Source organism: Kribbella sp. NPDC000426 (assembly GCF_040300265.1).
Taxonomy (GTDB): Bacteria; Actinomycetota; Actinomycetes; order Propionibacteriales; family Kribbellaceae; genus Kribbella.
The window spans coordinates 993057-1009058 of the sequence record NZ_JBEPDK010000003.1; the positions used below are offsets into that span (position 1 = coordinate 993057).

Annotated in this window: 20 protein-coding genes; 11 read left to right on the forward strand and 9 right to left on the reverse strand. The window is 68.6% G+C overall.

All coding sequences use genetic code 11. The features are described from left to right. The first annotated feature begins 9 nt into the window (after nt 1–9). Entirely contained in the window at nt 10–1209 is a 1200-nt protein-coding gene (locus ABT313_RS18665; RefSeq protein WP_350854791.1) for an MFS transporter, read from the forward strand. Here ABT313_RS18665 and ABT313_RS18670 read toward each other — a convergent pair. Genes ABT313_RS18670 through ABT313_RS18685 form a run of 4 tightly spaced genes read right to left on the reverse strand, consistent with a single transcriptional unit; the run spans nt 1184 to nt 5069 of the window. Further along, nucleotides 1184–1915: a methyltransferase domain-containing protein gene (locus ABT313_RS18670; protein WP_350854794.1), complete on the reverse strand. Its 732-nt coding sequence runs from the start codon at nt 1913–1915 to the stop codon at nt 1184–1186. The genes ABT313_RS18665 and ABT313_RS18670 overlap by 26 nt on opposite strands. A gap of 42 nt (nt 1916–1957) precedes the next feature. Continuing rightward, nucleotides 1958–2959, reverse strand: a complete 1002-nt coding sequence (locus tag ABT313_RS18675; RefSeq protein WP_350854797.1) for an alanine racemase — start codon at nt 2957–2959, stop codon at nt 1958–1960. 4 nt (nt 2960–2963) lie between these two features. Next, nucleotides 2964–4094 carry a lipid II:glycine glycyltransferase FemX gene (locus tag ABT313_RS18680; RefSeq protein WP_350854799.1) on the reverse strand — a complete coding sequence of 377 codons (1131 nt, stop codon included), beginning with the start codon at nt 4092–4094 and terminating at the stop codon, nt 2964–2966. A gap of 54 nt (nt 4095–4148) precedes the next feature. Continuing rightward, nucleotides 4149–5069 (reverse strand): SDR family NAD(P)-dependent oxidoreductase, encoded by a 921-nt coding sequence (locus ABT313_RS18685; protein ID WP_350854802.1) that lies wholly within the window; start codon nt 5067–5069, stop codon nt 4149–4151. Between the two features lie 119 nt (nt 5070–5188). Here ABT313_RS18685 and ABT313_RS18690 point away from each other — a divergent pair, with 119 nt between their 5' ends. The 3 genes from ABT313_RS18690 to ABT313_RS18700 are packed head-to-tail and all read left to right on the forward strand — an operon-like array spanning nt 5189 to nt 7711. Continuing rightward, the gene (locus ABT313_RS18690) at nt 5189–5755 is read left to right on the forward strand and encodes a TetR/AcrR family transcriptional regulator (protein WP_350854805.1); all 567 of its coding nucleotides are present in this window, start codon (nt 5189–5191) and stop codon (nt 5753–5755) included. Further along, a complete protein-coding gene (locus ABT313_RS18695) occupies nt 5752–6471 on the forward strand; it encodes an SDR family NAD(P)-dependent oxidoreductase (protein ID WP_350854808.1) in 720 nt (239 codons plus the stop codon). The genes ABT313_RS18690 and ABT313_RS18695 overlap by 4 nt, the downstream gene beginning before the upstream one ends. A gap of 31 nt (nt 6472–6502) precedes the next feature. Beyond that, entirely contained in the window at nt 6503–7711 is a 1209-nt protein-coding gene (locus ABT313_RS18700) for an MFS transporter (RefSeq protein WP_350854811.1), read from the forward strand. On the opposite strand, the gene ABT313_RS18705 is transcribed toward ABT313_RS18700, so the two are convergent. Further along, entirely contained in the window at nt 7680–8213 is a 534-nt protein-coding gene (locus ABT313_RS18705) for an NUDIX domain-containing protein (protein WP_350854813.1), read from the reverse strand. The two genes, ABT313_RS18700 and ABT313_RS18705, sit on opposite strands and share 32 nt — an antisense overlap. 28 nt (nt 8214–8241) lie before the next feature. On the opposite strand from ABT313_RS18705, the gene ABT313_RS18710 reads away from it, so the two are divergent. After that, nucleotides 8242–8817, forward strand: a complete 576-nt coding sequence (locus ABT313_RS18710; RefSeq protein ID WP_350854816.1) for a hypothetical protein — start codon at nt 8242–8244, stop codon at nt 8815–8817. Here ABT313_RS18710 and ABT313_RS18715 read toward each other — a convergent pair. Both ABT313_RS18715 and ABT313_RS18720 read right to left on the reverse strand, forming a co-directional pair. Continuing rightward, the gene (locus ABT313_RS18715) at nt 8810–9613 is read right to left on the reverse strand and encodes a deoxyribonuclease IV (protein ID WP_350854819.1); all 804 of its coding nucleotides are present in this window, start codon (nt 9611–9613) and stop codon (nt 8810–8812) included. The two genes, ABT313_RS18710 and ABT313_RS18715, sit on opposite strands and share 8 nt — an antisense overlap. Nucleotides 9614–9643: 30 nt before the next feature. After that, nucleotides 9644–10144 (reverse strand): Lrp/AsnC family transcriptional regulator, encoded by a 501-nt coding sequence (locus ABT313_RS18720; RefSeq protein WP_350854822.1) that lies wholly within the window; start codon nt 10142–10144, stop codon nt 9644–9646. A 94-nt stretch (nt 10145–10238) separates the two neighbouring features. Here ABT313_RS18720 and ABT313_RS18725 point away from each other — a divergent pair, with 94 nt between their 5' ends. The 5 genes from ABT313_RS18725 to rplI all read left to right on the forward strand — a co-directional run bounded on the left by ABT313_RS18725 (nt 10239) and on the right by rplI (nt 13313). Then, nucleotides 10239–11357, forward strand: a complete 1119-nt coding sequence (locus ABT313_RS18725; protein WP_350854825.1) for an MFS transporter — start codon at nt 10239–10241, stop codon at nt 11355–11357. A 197-nt stretch (nt 11358–11554) separates the two neighbouring features. Next, the gene (gene rpsF, locus ABT313_RS18730; RefSeq protein WP_130386399.1) at nt 11555–11845 is read left to right on the forward strand and encodes a 30S ribosomal protein S6; all 291 of its coding nucleotides are present in this window, start codon (nt 11555–11557) and stop codon (nt 11843–11845) included. 92 nt (nt 11846–11937) lie between these two features. Then, nucleotides 11938–12546 (forward strand): single-stranded DNA-binding protein, encoded by a 609-nt coding sequence (locus ABT313_RS18735; RefSeq protein WP_350854829.1) that lies wholly within the window; start codon nt 11938–11940, stop codon nt 12544–12546. A 72-nt stretch (nt 12547–12618) separates the two neighbouring features. Then, the gene (rpsR, locus tag ABT313_RS18740; RefSeq protein WP_012924539.1) at nt 12619–12852 is read left to right on the forward strand and encodes a 30S ribosomal protein S18; all 234 of its coding nucleotides are present in this window, start codon (nt 12619–12621) and stop codon (nt 12850–12852) included. A gap of 14 nt (nt 12853–12866) precedes the next feature. After that, nucleotides 12867–13313: a 50S ribosomal protein L9 gene (gene rplI, locus ABT313_RS18745; protein ID WP_350854834.1), complete on the forward strand. Its 447-nt coding sequence runs from the start codon at nt 12867–12869 to the stop codon at nt 13311–13313. A 122-nt stretch (nt 13314–13435) separates the two neighbouring features. On the opposite strand, the gene ABT313_RS18750 is transcribed toward rplI, so the two are convergent. Then, entirely contained in the window at nt 13436–13702 is a 267-nt protein-coding gene (locus ABT313_RS18750; RefSeq protein WP_350854837.1) for a hypothetical protein, read from the reverse strand. Further along, on the reverse strand, nt 13699–15126 hold the full coding sequence (locus ABT313_RS18755) for a major capsid protein (protein WP_350854839.1): 1428 nt from the start codon (nt 15124–15126) through the stop codon (nt 13699–13701). Before ABT313_RS18755 ends, ABT313_RS18750 begins: the two co-directional genes overlap by 4 nt. A gap of 407 nt (nt 15127–15533) precedes the next feature. On the opposite strand from ABT313_RS18755, the gene ABT313_RS18760 reads away from it, so the two are divergent. Then, on the forward strand, nt 15534–15992 hold the full coding sequence (locus ABT313_RS18760; protein ID WP_350854842.1) for a DUF6668 family protein: 459 nt from the start codon (nt 15534–15536) through the stop codon (nt 15990–15992). The last annotated feature ends 10 nt before the right edge of the window (nt 15993–16002 follow it).

Sequence of the window (16002 nt, forward strand, 5' to 3'; positions counted from 1 at the left end):
GAAACAAGCGTGACGACACTTTCGACTACTCCGTCCGCCCGGCACCTGACCGGGTTCTGGTTCGTGGCCGCGGCCTTCCTGACCCTGATGGCGTTCGGGACGGTGCCTACGCCGCTCTGGCCGATCTACCAGGTCAGAGACCACTTCGGCGCGATCACCGTGACCGTGGCCTTCGCCGTGATGGTGATCGGCGCTGCCGGCAGCCTTGGGTTCCTCGGCCATCTCTCCGACCGCTTCGGCCGGCGCCGGATCATCCTTCCGGCGCTGCTGACCGGGATCGCGTCGGCCGTCGTACTGGCGGCCTGGCCGCAGCTCCCTGGTCTGCTGATCGGCCGGGTGCTGACCGGTCTTGCCGTCGGCCTGATGGCCTCCACCGCGACCGCTTACCTCACTGACCTTTACCGCGTAGCCCGGCCTGGGGCCGCGCTGGGATTCCCGGCGCTGGTGGCAACCGTGTCCAACCTCGGCGGCCTCGCGCTCGGTCCGCTCGTTGCGGGTGTCCTGGCGCAGTGGGCCCCCGCTCCGGTGCATACGGGGTACATCGTGTTCGGCGCGTTGATGGTGGTCCTCCTGGTGCTCGTGCTGTCGAGTCCGGAGACGGTCGACACCGCGTCGGCGGGCCGGGAGCGCCCGGTGCGGTTCGCCGTACGGGCCGATCAGCGAGGGACGTTCGCCGTGGCGTCGGCGCTGGGATTCTTCGCGTTCGCGGTGATGGGCCTGTTCTCGTCACTCGGTGCGATCATCGTGCGCGGCGAGTTGCACATCACGTCGTACTTCGTCAGTGGACTGGCGCCGTTCGTGACGTTCGCGGCATCGGCCGTTGCCCAGCTCGCGGTCGGACGTACGGCGTACCGGCGGGTGCTCGTACTCGGGTCGGTGCTGTTCCCGGCCGGGCTCGCGCTTACGGCGGTCTCGCTCTACCGACCGGCGCTGTGGCTGTTCCTGGTGGCGGCGGCGCTGGCCGGCGCGGGAGCCGGTCTGCTCTTCAAGAGCGCGGTCGCCGAGACGCTCGTTACCGCGGAGCCCGCGTCCCGGGCGGGTGTGCTGGCGATGTTCTTCGTCATCTCGTACGTCGGCATGGGGCTGCCCTCGATCGCATTCAGCCTGGTAATCCGGCACCTCGCACTCCAGCCGACGATGATCGCCTTCGCGGCCGTGCTGTCTGTCGGCACGCTGGCTGCAGTCACCCGGTCGGTGCGGAAGCGCTGACGAGGACCGTGGGGAGTGCGGCCAGGAAGCGATCCCGGCGGCCGCGCCGGATCTGCTCGGCGATCCAGGCGTCGGCGTCCTCCTGCGTGATGAGCGCCTTGGTGACCGCGGCGTCCGCGGCTGCCTCGAGCTGTGGTTCGAGCTGGTGGTGATCGGTCACGACCTCGGTGTGGACCTGCACCTCGACGTCGGTGAACTTGGCGTCGAGGAGCAGGTCGCGCAGACTCCGTGCGGCGCGTGGAGCAGCGGAGCGCGACTCGAGCCCGAGCAGCACGACGTCGGTGAGGTCCTGGTCGGCGCTGTCGATCATCAGGAAGCCGTAGTCCTGGCCGCCGACCACGATCCGGCCGCCGGGGCGCAGTACGCGGTGTGCCTCGGCGATGGTCGGGGCCGGGTCCTCGAGCAGGTGGAACAGGCGCAGCGCGCGGTAGCCGTCCATCGACGCGGCCTCGAGCGGCAGGTCGTCGGAATGTGCCACGTGAAACATTGCCCCGGGCGCCCGCTCCCGCGCGGCCTCGATCGCGTCCGGATCGGCGTCGATCCCGGTCACCTTCAGGCCCTTGCGGGCCAGCTCCGCGACCGCATGCCCCGCACCGCAGGCCACATCGACACAGGTCGCGCCGCGCTTCAGCCCCAGCAGCCGGTACGACGAAGCCCGCAGCTCGGCCGCACCGGGCCGTTCCTCGATCCGCTCCAGAAACCTCATGAACCCACGCTGCAACCTCAGGTGCACCTGAAGTCAACAGCGTCAGTCCATTGAGACCTTGTCGAAGGTCGTGGTCGTGTAGCGGACGTCGAGGTCGACCTCGTCGCCGACCGCCGGCGGTGCCACCGACGACGGCAGGAACAGCATGCTGGCCTGCATGTGCGGCGGCTCGGCGAACCAGCGCTGCTTGCCCTCGATGCTGAACGGCGACAACGCCATCCCGGCCGCGTCCAGGCTGCCCTTCGCCATCGCGATCGCCCGCTGCCGGACGCTCGCCGCCGCGGTCGGCGCCTCCAGACCGACGCCGTGCGCCGTACCGCCGGAGACGATCAGGATGTGACCGTCGCCGCTGACCCGCCGCTGCCGGTAGCCGACGCGCTCGCCGCGGCGGACCGAATGGACGTCGAGAACGGTCGCCCGGACCGTCAGCGCGCCACGGTCGCCGAGCCACAGCCCGGTGCCCATCCGAAGCTTGACGTCGGGACCGATGTCGGCCAGCTTCTGCGCCGGCACGTGGGACACCCACAACGTGCCCTTGCGGACGTCGAGCGCCGCCTTCGCCAACTGCTGGGCCTCACGCAGGTTGGCCGACGTACCGCCGGCGCCCATCGGGAAGTGCAGTGACCAGCCCTCGAAGCGGATCCGGTCGAGGGCGTTGAGCAGCATCGTGTGCCGCAGCTCGCGGGCCCCGATGCCGTGGCGGCGCATCGAGGTCATCACCTCGATCAGCACCCGGCTGCCGGCCGGGATCGAGACCAGGTCGGCCAGTCGGCTGACCGTGTGGATCACGTTCCTGCTCTGCGGCACCTCGAGGAACGGCCGCCACGGCGACAGGACCACGACGTCCTCGCGCGGCTCCGCGGGGACCTCGAAGTACGTGCCGACCGCGACCGTCCGCGCGCCGAGCGCACGGGCCTCGGCCAGTAGGCGGTGGTTGCCGAAGCCGTACCCGTTCCCCTTGGCGACCGGGACGATGTCGGGGTTCCACGTGGAACGCAGGTGATCACGCCATCGATCGGAATCGACGTGCAGGACTAGGGGCATGGTGTCAACGCCGTCTCATGTAGAGGTCGAATGCGGTGTAGAGCGCCTTGTTCAACGGCAGATCCCACTCACCGACGTACTCGACGGCCTCGCCGCCGGTACCGGTCTTGAACTGGATCAACCCGACATGCGGGTCGTTCGGGTCCAAGGTGTCGGTGATGCCCCGTAGGTCGTACACGGACGCGCCCGCCGCGAGCGCGTCCGTCATCATGCGCCACTGGACCGCGTTGGATCCGCGCACGTCTCGCTTGGCGGTCGAGCTGGCACCGTAGGAGTACCAGGAATGACCGCCGACCCGGACCCAGATCGTCGACGCGACCAGGTCGCCCTCGTGATGGGCGTTGTAGATCCGGAAGTCACAGCAGCCCGACGGCTGGTTCGCCATCGCGGCGTACATCTTCTCGAAGTACGGCAGCGGCCGCGGCGTGAAGTGGTCACGGTGCGCGGTCTCGACGTACAGGCCGTGGAAGGCCTTGATGTCCTCGGGCCCGCCCTGCGTCACCTCGACGCCGAGCTTGTCCGCCTTCTTGATGTTGCGCCGCCACAGCTGGTTCATGCCCTTGAGCAGGTCGTCCTCGTTGCGGCCGGCCAGCGGCACCTGGAACACGTACTGCGGTTGCCCGGCCGCGAAACCCTCCGCGACCCGTGGCGCCTTCCAGCCCAGCTTGCGCAGCTGGTCGGAGACGGTCGCGCCGGACGGCTCGATCACGTCCGGGCGGACGTCGCCGAGCTTCGGCTGCCGGCCGCCGGCGATAGCGTCCTTGATCGTCTTCGCGGTCCAGCGCCGGGTCGCGATCGGCGGACCCATCCGGATGCCGAACGCGCCGCGCTCGGCCAGGTGCGCGGCCAGCGGACGCAGGTACGAGCCGAGGTCGATCGCGTCCCAGTTGATCACCGGGCCTTCCGGCAGATACGCGAGGTACCGCTTCACCTTCGGCATCTGCCGGTAGAGCACCAGTCCGACGCCGACGAGGTCCGCCGGGTTCGACGCCTCGTACCAGCCGAGTGACTCCGCCTTCCACTCACTCTTCACCGCCGCCCAGCCAGGGGTCTGCAGGAAGCTCGCCGCCGGCTGCGCCGCGATGTACGCGGCATGCTCGTCGGCCGAGATGGTCCGAATGCTGAAGTCACTCACGGGGGGTCAGAGTACCGGCCCAACCACAGGAACCGTAGCTGAGCCGGTTTCTGATCAAACCTGTGCGAGCAGCTTCTCCGACAGGTCCCACAAGCGAGTGGCCGACTCCGGATCCAGCGCGTACGGCGCGACGCCGTTCCGCTCGCCCTCGACGTTCGGCAGCGCCTCGTTGTTGTCCTCGAAGTACCTGCCGGTCACACCTTGTACGAGCGGCGACGCCGCCAGTAGTACCGACGTCGCTGCGCCCTGCTCAACGGTCTTCCACTGGTACTGGTCCCACTGCCTCTGCATCTCCTCCGGGACGTGCCGTTGCAGCGCGGTCCGGATCCCACCGGGCATCAGCGCGTTGGTGACGATCCCGTCGGCCGCCCAGCGCTTGGCGGCCTCAACCGCGAACAGGATGTTGGCGGTCTTCGACTGGCCGTACGCCAGCCACGGCTGGTACTCCCGGTGCTCGAAGTGGATGTCATCGAAGACCACATCCGACTGCAGGTGCGCGCTGGAGCTGACCGAGACGACGCGGGCATCACCCGCTGCGGCGAGTGCGTCATGCAGGCCGAGGGAGAGGCCGAAGTGACCGAGGTGGTTGGTCGCGAACTGGTGCTCCCAGCCTTGTGGTGTGCGGTTCAACGGCTCGGCCATCACACCGGCGTTGTTGACCAGAATGTGCAGTGGGCCGGTCCAGCTGTCGGCGAACGCGCGCACCGACGTCGGGTCGGCGAGCTCGATCGGAGCGACGAACACGTGGTTGTTGCCGGTGCTCTCGATGATCTGCGCGGCAATGCGTTCGCCGGCCGCGGTGTTGCGAACGGCGAGCGTCACCTCGGCGCCTGCTCCGGCGAGCGCGCGTGCGGTCTCGACGCCGATCCCGGACGCGCCGCCGGTGACGACCGCGCGGCGGCCGCTCAGGTCGACGCCGGAGATCACCTCGGCCGCCGTCGATCCGAAGCCGAGGGGAGTGGTGAATCTGCTCATCAGTGCCAGTCCTGTTCTGCGAGCTAGGCTTAACCGGAGGGGCCTCCGGTAATCCCAGTTAAGCGGAGGTGCCTCCGGTTATCAAGGTCCGCTAGGTTTGACGCCCGAGGGGAGGGGACATGAGTGCTACCGGTGAGCGCCCGCTGCGTGCGGACGCGCAACGCAACCGCGGTCAGATCCTCGACGCCGCGGCGCGTTCGTTCTCGAAATGCGGGCTGGAGGCGACGCTCGAGGGCATCGCGAAGGACGCGGGCGTCGGCATCGGCACCCTGTACCGGCACTTCCCGACCCGCGAGGCGTTGATCGAGGCGGCGTACCGCAGTGAGCTCGCGGCGGTCTGCGATGCCGCGTCGGAGCTGCTCGCGAAGCTCCCGCCCGCCGAGGCGCTGCGGGCGTGGATGGATCGCTTCATCGACTATATGGCCCGCAAGATGGGGATGGCCGACGCGCTGCGGGCGGTGATCGCCTCCGGAGCGGACCCGTACGCGCAGAGCCGCGACCTGCTCGTCGGCGCGATCACGCCGATCCTCGAGGCCGGCGTCGCGGCCGGCGACCTACGCGCCGATGTGACGGCCGACGACGTACTGGTCGGCCTCAGCGGTGTCGGCCTGGCCGCGGGCGATCGTCGGGAACAGGCCGATCGTCTCCTCAATCTGCTCATCGACGGCATGCGGTACGGCGCGTGACCCGCAAGGTCGCGCTGGTCACCGGGTCCACGTCCGGCATCGGAGCGGCGACCGTACGACGGTTGGCCGCGGACGGCATGACCGTCGCGGTGCACTCGCGATCCAGCCAGGAGGCCGGGAAGGCGCTGGCCGCCGAGCTGGGCGGGTCGTACCACCAGGCCGATCTGTCCGATGACTTGGCGGCGCAGGCGCTGGTTCCGGAAGTGGCGAGCGAGCACGGGCGTCTCGACGTACTCGTGAACAACGCCGGCATCAGCTGGCCCGTCCCACATGCCTCCCTCGACGGCCTCACCGCGGACGACTGGCGTCGGTTGCTCGACGTCAACCTGATCGCGCCCTGGCTGTTGTGTACGGCGGCCCTCCCGGCGCTGCGCGAATCCGGCGGCTCCATCGTCAACGTGACGAGCCACGCCGGCGTACGTCCGAAGGGCAGCTCGATCGCGTACGCCGCCTCGAAGGCCGCGCTGAACCACGTGACGAAACTGCTGGCGGCGGCGCTCGGACCCGAGGTTCGCGTCAACGCGGTCGCGCCAGGGCTGGTCGACACGCCGCTCACCGAGTCGTGGACCGACGCACAAGAGCTGTGGAAAATCGCGAGCCCGATGCGCCGCGCCGCACAACCGTCCGACGTCGCGGACCTGATCTCAGCAGTTATCCACAACAGCTATCTGACCGGTGAAGTCATCCTCCTCGACGGCGGCCTCAACCTCCGCTGATTCTGTCGGCGGCGACTTCTACGATCGCGGGATGTCTTTGGGTCGGGACTTCCGTCGGTTGTGGGTTGCGTTCACGGTCAGCGCGTTCGGATCGGCGGTGGGGCTCGGCGCGTTGCCGTTGGTCGCGGTGCTCGTCCTGGACTCGACGACGTTCCAGGTCTCGATGCTGGCCGCGTTGTCGGCGTTGGCCGGTGCCGCGATCGCCTTGCCGATGGGCGATTTCATCGAGCAGCGCCGGAAGCGGCCGGTGATGATCGCGGCGGACCTGGTGCGGTTCGTGGCGCTAGCCCCGGTGCCGGTCGCGGCGGCGTTCGGCGTACTGACATTTGCGCAGCTGTGTGTGGCGGGGGTGCTGCAGGCGGCCGGGACGATCGCGTTCCAGGCGGCAAGTGGCGCGCATCTGAAGGCGCTGGTCCCGCCGGCCGGCCGGGCCGAGGCGAACAGCCGGTTCGAGCAGACGAACTGGCTTTCGCTCAGCGTCGGCCCGGTGATCGGAGGCGGGCTCGTCAGCCTCGTCGGGGCGACCATCACGCTCGCGGTCGACGCTGTGTCGTTCCTCGGGTCCGCGATCGGGATCCGGCGGATCCAGCAGCCCGAGCCGGAGCCGGTCAAGCGGGAAGGGAAGGCCGACATCACCGCCGGCTGGCGATACATCCTGGGGCACCGCGGACTGCGGGCCTTGTTCTGGAACTCGCAGCTCTTCGGCGGCCCGGCGATGATGATCTCGCCGTTGCTGGCTGTCTTCATGCTGCGGGACCTCGGGCTGGCCGCGTGGAGCTATGGCGTGTTCCTCGGCATCTCCTGCATCGGTGGTGTGATCGGCGCGCGGATGGCGCCTCGGCTCACCCGGCGGTACGGACTGCATTGGATGCTGCTGGTGTTCGGCGTACTGCGGGCGCCGTGGCTCCTGCTCCTTCCGCTCGCGCCGCACGGGATGGGCGGGTTCGTGCTGCTCACCTTGGCGGAGACTGCCCTGCTTGTCGGCGCGGGCGCGTTCAACCCGTCGTTCGCGACGTACCGGATGGAGCAGACCGAGGACGCGTTCATGTCGCGCGTGGTCGGAGCGTGGTCGATCAGCTCGCGGTGCGTGCAGCCGGCGTTCATTGCGCTCGGCGGCGCACTCGCGACACTGATCGGGATCCGTGGGGCGTTGTGGGTCGCGGGGATCAGCTGTGCGCTGAGCGCCGCACTGCTGCCGTGGCGGGCTGCTAAACCAGCTGTCTTGCCTGAGCCAGCCTGACGATCGGGCCCATCACGCCGCCGGGCTGGCCGTCGAGGTAGTCGGCCGCCTCGTCCGGCGGCAGCACCAGCACTTCGGTGACCTGCTCGCCGTCCTCGGGGTTGGTCGGCTCCTGCTCGATGACGACGTCGGCGACGAAGTTCGCCCAGTACGAGACCGGGTGCGGCAGATGCGGACGGTACGGCGCCGATCGGCGATGGTCGGCCCGATGGGCGCCGAGCCAGGTCAGCGGACCGGTCAGCCGTGCGCCGGCCTCCTCGATCAACTCGCGGCGGACCAGCTCCTCGATCGTCTCGCCGGGCTCGCGGGTACCGCCGGGGAGGAAGCGCCAGCCGAGATCGTTGCCGCAGACAACGATCCCGTCGGTGGTCCGGCAGACGACGTGGACGTTGCTGATCAGTTCGTCCGGCGGTTCGTCGACGGTGAACCGGACATCGAGGTCGCCCCACTCCCAGTAACCGGGTGCGAACAGCTCGGGGAACTGCTCTGCCCAGGCCTGCATAGCCTCATTCTGCGCTACCGTCGCTCGCATGGCGCACCCCGACCCCGAGCCCGAGTCCACGCCGGGCCCCGACACCGAGCCGGCCCCGGCAGCACCTGAGGCCGAGACCGGGTCCGAGGCGGTGCCCGAACCTGAGGCCGAGACCGAGACCGAGGGCGAGACTGAGGACGGCACCGAGGGGGACGCCAAGGGGGAGGCCGAGGTCGAGGAGACCGCCGAAGCCAGGCAGCAGCGGACGATCATCCGCTTCCTGTGGTCCTGCTCCTGGCTGACCGTGCTGACCGGTGTCTTCCTGCTGTCCGGGGTCCTCCAGACCATCCAGACCTACGGCGCCCTCGCCTGGCTCGGCGCGGTGGTGGCCGTCCTCTGCCTGGCCGCGCTGATCGCGGCGTACGTCGCCTGCGCGCGCGGCAAGCTCACCCTGCGGACCCGCTTGCTCGGCCCCTTCGACCTGTTCCAGCTGAGCACCCTGGTCATGGTGATCGCCGTGATCTGCGGCCTGCTCATCCCGTCGAGCAACACCGCCGCGCTGGCCCTGCTCCTCCCGTGGGCCCTGACCTACTGGATGTACGGCCTGGACCGCGCGAAGGCGCCGACTACTTGAGGTGTGCCCGCAGGTAGTCCAGGTCGGCCTTCTGTCCGTTGTTCGCGTTCGGGGTCTCGACGACGACCGGTGCGCCGGCCGCCTGGACGACCGCGACGATGTCGGCCGGGTCGATATGACCCTCCTCGAAGTTGCTGTGCCGGTCCGCGCCGGAGCCGAACTCGTCCCGTGACCCGTTGGCGTGGACCAGGTCGATCCGCCCGGTGATCGCCTTCACCTTCTCGACGATCGTCGGCAGCTCCTCGCCGGCCGCGTGGAAATGGCAGGTGTCCAGGCAGAACCCGACGTTCTCCAGCCGGTCGTTGCCCGACGCCTGCACCGCCTCCCACAGCCGCGCGATCCGGTCCAGCTGCCGGGCCATCGCGTTCTCCCCGCCGGCCGTGTTCTCGATCAGCAACGGCACCGGCAGCTCGGCCCGCTCGATGCACTTCCGCCAGTTGTCGAACCCGGCCTCCGGGTCGTCCTGGTCGCCGACGTGACCGCCGTGCACGATCACGCCCTTGACGTCGATCTCGGCCGCCTTGTCCAGCGTCTGCTGCAGCAGCTTCCGGCTCGGGATCCGGATCCGGTTGTTCGTGTTCGCGACGTTCAACCGGTAGGGCGCGTGCACGTAGAGGTCCACGCCAGCGGCGGCAGCGCGGGTCTTGAGCGCCTCCTCGCCATCGGCGTACGCAAGCTTGGGCGCCTTGTAGTCCTGCGGATTACCCAGGAAGAACTGCACCAGGTCGGCCCCCCGATCGGCCGCCTCCGCCAGCGGATCTTCCTGGTCCACATGCGCACCAAGCTTCACAGTCATGACCCCACCCTAGAACTCCCCACAGACAGTTCAGGAACCCCATCCTGCCGACCGGGTCACCGTCCGCTCCTCTTCGCTCGGAGGCTGGACCGGGCGGCCTTCGAACTCGGTGGACAGGACGATGTGGGTGTTCATCTCGCCGTGTTCACCGAGGCGTTCGAAGAGGCCTTCCAGGTGTTTCATGGAGGTGACCCGGACACGCAGCATCGAGCAGGAGTTGCCGCTGAGCTTGTGGATCTCGAGTACTTCGGGGAAGTCCTCCGCGCGTGTGGTCTTCAGCAGGCAGCGGCCGGTCGTGCAGCGCATCTGGACGAACGCCGACAGCGGTTGACCGGCGCGGGCCGGATCGACCTGGGCGCGGTAGCCCGTGATCACGCCGGCCTCTTCCAGGCGTCGTACCCGGTCGGCGACGGCGGGCGGGGAGAGGTTGACCCGCTTGCCGAGCTGGTTGAACGACAGGCGGCCGTCGGACTGCAGGGCGACCAGGATCTGCCAGTCGGTGGAGTCGAGTTCCCGCTCCTGAAAGGTCATGTCCCCAGAACACCTTCGATATCGGTCCTCCACAAGGGCAGACGCCTTCCTTCGAGCATTCAGCGCGGCAGCCGGCCTTTCTAGCGTTGAATGCATGCTGCTTCCCGTCATTCTCGCCGCCGCCTTGATGAACGCCGCGATGGTCGCTGCCAGCGCGGTCAGCGCCATCCTGATCGCAGACGACCTCGGTCCGGCACTGGCCGGGCTACCCAACACCGCCGGCGTCCTCGGCACGGCTGCCGGCGCCATGGCAGTCGGACGCTGGACCGCGCGTCTAGGCCGCGCACAAGCACTCCGGACCGGGTACGGCGTGGGTGTGGCCGGGGGAGCGGCGACAGTACTGGCTGCTGTCGGCGCACCGGTTGCCCTGCTGTTCGTCGGCATGTTCCTGCTCGGCATCGGCAACGCCGCGAGCCTCCTGTCCCGGTACGCCGCTGCGGACGCGGCGCCGCCTTCTCGTCGTGCCTCGGCGATGAGCACCGTCGTCTGGGCCAGCACCATCGGTGCGGCGGGCGGACCGTTCCTGATGGCACCGTCCCAGTCGTTCGCAGCCGACTCCGGGCTGCCGGCTGTCGCGGGTCCGTTTCTCCTCGCCCTGGCCGCTGTCTTTGCCGCACTGATCGCCTCGACATACATCCCGCGTAGCCGCTCGACCGCGACGGCACAGGTGGCTCGGCCGGCCGCAGGTCGCCCAGTAGCACTGGCTGCCGGTGTGATGGTCGTGGGCCAGTTGGTGATGGTGTCCGTGATGACGGCAGTTCCCGTCCACACCCACCTGCATCACGACGGATTAGGGCTGCTGGGGATCATGCTGTCTGTCCACACGCTGGGGATGTTCGCCTTGTCTCCAGTGACCGGCTGGTGCATCGACCGGTTCGGACCCCGCATGGTGACGCTGGCCGGTCTCGCTGGGCTGCTGGCGGCCGCAGTACTCGCAACGCAGACCGGACTGGTCTTCACGCCGGCGTTGCTCCTGCTCGGCTACGCGTGGAATCTCTGCTACCTCGGCGGCAGCGCCCAACTCGGATCTGCCGAACTGGAGAGCAAGGTGGAGTCGTCGATCTGGACCGTTTCCGCGCTGGCCACCGCTACGTCGCCCTGGCTGTTCACGCTCGGCGGGTTCCCCGTGCTGGCCGTGATCTCGGTGATTCTCGCCGTACCGTTGCTCGTGCTGGTGCTCCGGCGCGGTGAGCGCATCGTCGTACCGCGGTGACGCAGAGTCATTGAAACAGGCCTGTGGATATGGTCAAGCGGCCGTCCGGACGCTGGTATTCTCTTGGATGTGGCCCGGTCCTCGACCGGGCTCATTGCTTGGCGTCGACGGCAATTGTCGGCGTGGAGCACAATCGCATCGCCCTCCTGCCACGGAGAGACCGTGGCCGCCAAGTCCGAAGGAGGTGGAGTTCGCGCATGCGTCGTTACGAAGTCATGGTGATCCTCGACCCGGAGCTCGATGAGCGCACCGTGGAGCCGTCCATCGACCAGTACCTGAACATCGTCCGCAAGGAAGGTGGCACGGTCGAGAAGCTCGACATCTGGGGTCGTCGCAAGCTCGCCTATGACGTGAAGAAGAAGTCCGAAGGCATCTATGCCGTCGTCGACCTGACCGCCGAGCCGGCGGTGGTGAAGGAGCTCGACCGTCAGCTCACGCTGAACGAGTCGATCCTGCGCACCAAGGTCATCCGGCCGGACCAGCACTGAACCTGGGGTCGTCAGCAGCCATCGGTACTGTCGGCACCGGCCGGTACCAATAGCTGTAGACACAGCCACACCCGATAGCAGGAGGAACGGCAATGGCAGGCGAACCACCTATCACCCTGATCGGCAACCTGACGGGTGATCCGGAACTGCGCTTCACGCCCTCGGGCGCCGCGGTGGCGAATTTCACCGTCGCGTGCACTCCGCGGACGCTCGACCGGCAATCGAACGAGTGGAAGGACGGGGAAACCCTCTTCATCTCGTGCGCGGTGTGGCGTCAGGTCGCCGAGAACGTTGCCGAGTCCCTGACCCGCGGTTCCCGGGTCGTCGTCACCGGCCGCCTCAAGGCGCGCAGCTACGACGACCGCGACGGGAACAAGCGCACCGTCTTCGAGTGTGACGTCGAGGAGATCGGCGCGAGCATGCGCTACGCGACGCTGAAGATCTCCAAGACCTCGCGTTCCGACGGTGGCGGCGGCGGTTTCGGTGGTGGCGGTGGCGGCCAGCAGTTCGGTGGCGGCAACCAGGGAGGTGGCAACCAGGGAGGTGGCAACCAGGGCGGCGGCTACGGCGGCGGTCAGGGTGGCGGCCAGCAGAACGACCCCTGGGCAACCCCGCAGGGCGGTGGCGGTCAGTCCGCTCCGCAGAACGACCCCTGGGCCAACCAGGGCGGCGGCGGCTCGATGGAAGAGCCTCCGTTCTGATCGGCCCGCAAACCCGTTAGGGACCATTCCGGCACTCGTGCCGGGCTCTGGAAATAGGAAGAGAGCACCACAATGGCCAAGATCATTCGGAAGCCGAAGAAGAAGGTCTGCGGCTTCTGCAAGGACAAGGCGACGTACGTCGATTACAAGGACACCGCGCTGCTGCGCAAGTTCATCTCGGACCGCGGCAAGATCCGCGCCCGCCGGGTGACCGGGAACTGCGTGCAGCACCAGCGCGATGTCGCGACCGCTATCAAGAACGCTCGTGAGGTGGCCCTGCTGCCCTACACGAGCACCGCTCGCTGAGGGAGGCGCGGACCATGAAGCTCATCCTGTCTCAGGAGGTCGAGGGCCTCGGGGCTCCCGGCGACATCGTCGAGGTGAAGGACGGCTACGGCCGTAACTACCTGGTCCCGCGCGGCCTGGCCATCGGCTGGACCCGCGGCGCCGAGAAGCAGATCCAGACGATCAAGCGGGCGCGTGACGCCCGGGCGATCCAGGGCAAGGAGCACGCGAGCGAGGTCAAGAACCAGCTCGAGCAGCTCAACGTGACCCTGGCCGTCAAGGCCGGCGACACCGGCCGCCTGTTCGGCTCGGTCACCCCGGCAGACATCGCCACGGCGATCAAGTCCGCCGGCGGCCCGCTGGTCGAGAAGCGCGCGATCGCGATCGCGTCGCCGATCAAGACCACCGGCAAGCACCAGGTCGCGGTCCAGCTGCACCCGGAGGTGGCCGCCACGGTCCGCCTCGAGGTTGCGGCCGGCTGACCACCGCACCACACAGCACCACACAGCAGCACAGCACCGAACGAAGGCCCGCGTTCCCGGAAGGGAGCGCGGGCCTTCGCGTTCGTCAGATGATCTTCGGCAGGTCCCAGGCGGGTCCCAGTTCAGCCGCCGGGCTGTTCGTCGACGGTCGGCCACTCGACCGGAGCCGGCTCGGACGAGCTGTCGCTGGAGTCGTCCGACTTCGTCACCGCGGGCCACTCGACCGGCGCCGGCTGCGCCGCCTCGCCGTCGCTGTCGTCGGGCAGGGCAACCGTCGGCCACTCGCTAGGCACCGGTTCGTTGTCATCGGCAAGCGCTTGGGCGGACGGCAGCAGCAGTACGCCGACTGCCGCCAGCGTCAGCACCGACCGGCGCAGTGCTGCGCTCATCGTGCCGCCGGGTTCAACGCGTAGAGGACCGAGGCGTAGACGATGATCGCGTGGTTGCCGGCGATGCCCCACGGGCGGACCGGAGCGGGGTCCAGCGGGTGCTGCGGCTTGCCCGGGGTGACGGCGTACATCTTGCTGCCCATGGTGCCGTAGATGAACGACCCGGTGATCGACAGCGGGTGGAAGTCCTTGAGCATCACGGTCCTGGGAGTGGCCAGGTTGATCAGGCATTCACCCCAGGCGGCCATCCGCCGGTTCGGGTCCGGCACCCAGTCCCAGGACTGGACGTCCGATGCCGACGACGGCTGGCAGACCGCGACGACCTTGCCGCTCGCGGTCGAGTGCACAGTCGGGATCGACTTCTCGGGATCCTTGGTCTGCCACAACGCCAGTACGTAGTCCGGGCTGGCGGCGAGCACCTGCTGGGGCTTGTCGGAGATCGCGCCGCCCGGCTTCTGCGGTGTGATCGTCTGCAGCGGCTTGTCCGGAGCACTCCAGAACAGCGGGCCGTGGTACTGCGACATCAGCGCCCGATCGCCCTCGGCGAGCAGGATCGTCGACAGCCGCGGCTGGTTCGGCACGGCCTTGAGCTCGCCGCCCGACATCACCATTGCGCCGCCGGTGCCGCTCAGGGTGATCAGCGGAGACTTGCCGAAGAACTGCACCTTGGCTCCGTCGGGGAGCCCGACCTTCTTCGGCTCCGCACCGCCGCCGGCCCAGTAGATCAAGGTGTCCTCGGTGGCGATCGCCAGGACCAGCTTGCCGTCGATCGTCGTGTAGACCGGGCTCTCGGAGTCCTTCGGTACTTCGTCCTGCCACAGCACCTTGCCGTTGGCATCGAAAACCGCGACCTTCCCGTCGTCGGTCAGGATGGCGACCTCGGTGCCGTCCGGCTTGATCGCGGGCGAGGTGTTCTCGGCCATGTTGACCGTCCAGCCGGCATGGGTCGTGAAGCCCGGGGGCACGTTCCCCGGAGGGAACTCGTCGGCGCGAACCTGAGGCCCGGGGAGCGAGGGCAGCAGCGGGGACGCCGTGACGGTCGGCTTCTTGTGCAGGTTGGGCTTGATCACGGCAACGAACACGATCGTGCCGATGACCAGCACACAGCCGACGACCATCGCGACGATGATCGGCCAGATCGGCTTCTGGCCGCCGTTGCGGCCGCGACCGGAGTCGGCCTCGATCGCCTCGACCTGTCCGTCGGGGTGGATGATGAGCGGCCAGGAGGCGCCGTCGGACTCGACCGCGGTCGCCTTCACCGCGCGGCCGAGCTGGGCGGCGCGCTCGGCGACGAGCTGGATCGCTGCCTGTCGCGGATCGTGGTGATTGACCGGGTGGCTCCGGCCGGCGATCTTCACCTCGGCGTTGTGGTCGTCGTAGAGCCGAATTGTGACCTTCGGCCAGGAGGGGATCTTCTCAGCCACGATGTCCTCTCATTCCCGCCACAGATCTCCCTCGCTCATCCGACTACGACGTCCTCGTTCTAGCATGTCCCCCGCACGAGGCATGCCAGGGATTCCGGGCAGGCAGAAACCACACGAGCCCGGCGGCTCGACTGACCCCGACAAGGGGGTAGAAACATCCTCGCCTGTGGATGGGTCACGAAAGTACACCCGGAAAGCGAGAGAATACTGTGGGCGACAGCCTGTGACGCACCGCGAGAGGAGGGGCCATGACGCAGAACCCGTGGACACGAGAGCAGTCTCCGGGTCCGCAACAGCCGTCGCCGGGCCCCACCCAGCCGGACATCACCCCGCGGGGGCCGTCCGCCCCGCAGCACGGGGTGCCGGCGCCAGCGGAGGATCAGCGCCTGCCCAAGTTCGCTATCCCGGTGGCAGACACCTTGTGGTGGGTCGGCGTGCACGGCGGCGCCGGCGAGTCCACGATGTCTTTGTTGTTGCCGGGCACCCGGGCGGCCAACCACCGTTGGCCGATCCCGCCGCCGCCGGTGCCGACCCCGGTGATCCTGGTCGCGCGGACCAACGGGTCCGGGCTGCGGGCCGCGCAACGAGCCGCGATCGAGTGGGCCTCGGGTGTCGTCCAGGGAGTCGCCGTGCTCGGCCTGGTGCTGATCGCGGACGCACCGGGCCGACTGCCCCGTGTGCTCGACGACTTCGCCGACATCGTCGGCGGAGGTGTTCCGAGAGTCTGGGACATCCCCTGGATCGAGGAGTGGCGCAGAGGGGAGGCTCCCACGCCTGACAACACCCCGGACGAGGTCTTCGAAGTCCTTGAATCCATCTACGCTCTTCGCGCGTCAAACCCAGCGGACTACCCCGCCCCGTACTGAAAGGTATTCA